At 48.8% G+C, this 1,242-nt stretch carries 2 tRNA genes and 2 rRNA genes; all 4 read left to right on the top strand.

What is annotated here, in order from left to right:
- Nucleotides 1-83: ribosomal RNA gene (locus tag ABIB38_RS24175) — 16S ribosomal RNA — on the top strand; the annotation flags it as partial.
- An 82-nt stretch (nt 84-165) separates the two neighbouring features.
- A tRNA-Ile gene (locus ABIB38_RS24170) sits at nt 166-242 on the top strand.
- 102 nt (nt 243-344) lie between these two features.
- Nucleotides 345-420, top strand: a tRNA-Ala gene (locus ABIB38_RS24165).
- A 226-nt stretch (nt 421-646) separates the two neighbouring features.
- A 23S ribosomal RNA gene (locus ABIB38_RS24160) occupies nt 647-1,242 on the top strand; the annotation flags it as partial.

The following is a 1,242-nucleotide window of genomic DNA, read 5'->3' as shown; positions in this document are numbered from 1 at the left end:
CGCTTACCACGGTAGGATTCGTGACTGGGGTGAAGTCGTAACAAGGTAGCCGTATCGGAAGGTGCGGCTGGATCACCTCCTTTCTAGAGTAGCACCAGGGCCTAACGGCTCATCATCAAGCGTCCACGCTTATCGACTGTTGAACAAGTAAAGAACAGTTTTATCGGGGCTGTAGCTCAGCTGGTTAGAGCACCGTGTTGATAACGCGGGGGTCGTTGGTTCGAGTCCAACCAGCCCTACCAATGAGTTATCAAACGAAAGTAAAAACCTACTTTCGTTTGGAACTGCGTTAGCTAAAAATGCCCGGCAAAGCCGGATCATTTTTAGATGGCAAAAGCCACAACGGGGGATTAGCTCAGCTGGGAGAGCACCTGCTTTGCAAGCAGGGGGTCGTCGGTTCGATCCCGTCATCCTCCACCAAAAGTCCAAACGTAAGACCTGAGTTTTAGGTTTGGTCTTTTCGAGATCACTGTTTTTTCGTTCTTTAACAATCTGGAAGAAGTAAAGTTTTTTTAAGCGTGTAGCGCATGTCGGCAACGAGATGTGATGCACACTTAGGGTAGTAGTAATTTGTATCAAGCAAACATAGTTGTACTCTTGATTCCTATGACGATCTCTGTAACTCATGCAGAGGCCAACGTTATAGGGACAAGTGAATAAGTGCACATGGTGGATGCCTTGGCGATTACAGGCGATGAAGGACGTAGTAGCTTGCGATAAGCTGCGGGGAGCTAGCAAACGAGCTTTGATCCGCAGATTTCCGAATGGGGAAACCCGGCCTTTTAGGTCATTGCATGCTGAATACATAGGCATGCAAAGCGAACGCGGCGAACTGAAACATCTAAGTAGCTGCAGGAAAAGAAATCAACCGAGATTCCCAAAGTAGTGGCGAGCGAAATGGGATGAGCCTGTATGTGATAGTCGGACTGATAGTGGAAGCTTTTGGAAATGAGCGCCATAGTGGGTGATAGCCCCGTACACGAAATCAGACCGGTGGTACTAAGCATACGACAAGTAGGGCGGGACACGAGAAATCCTGTCTGAACATGGGGGGACCATCCTCCAAGGCTAAATACTCGTAATCGACCGATAGTGAACCAGTACCGTGAGGGAAAGGCGAAAAGAACCCCGGGAGGGGAGTGAAATAGATCCTGAAACCGTGTGCATACAAACAGTAGGAGCCTCCTTGTGGGGTGACTGCGTACCTTTTGTATAATGGGTCAGCGACTTACATTCAGTGGC

The sequence above is a fragment of the Massilia sp. UYP11 genome (assembly GCF_050434805.1).
Classification (GTDB): Bacteria; Pseudomonadota; Gammaproteobacteria; order Burkholderiales; family Burkholderiaceae_D; genus Telluria.
This window is presented reverse-complemented; position numbering and strand designations above follow the sequence as displayed.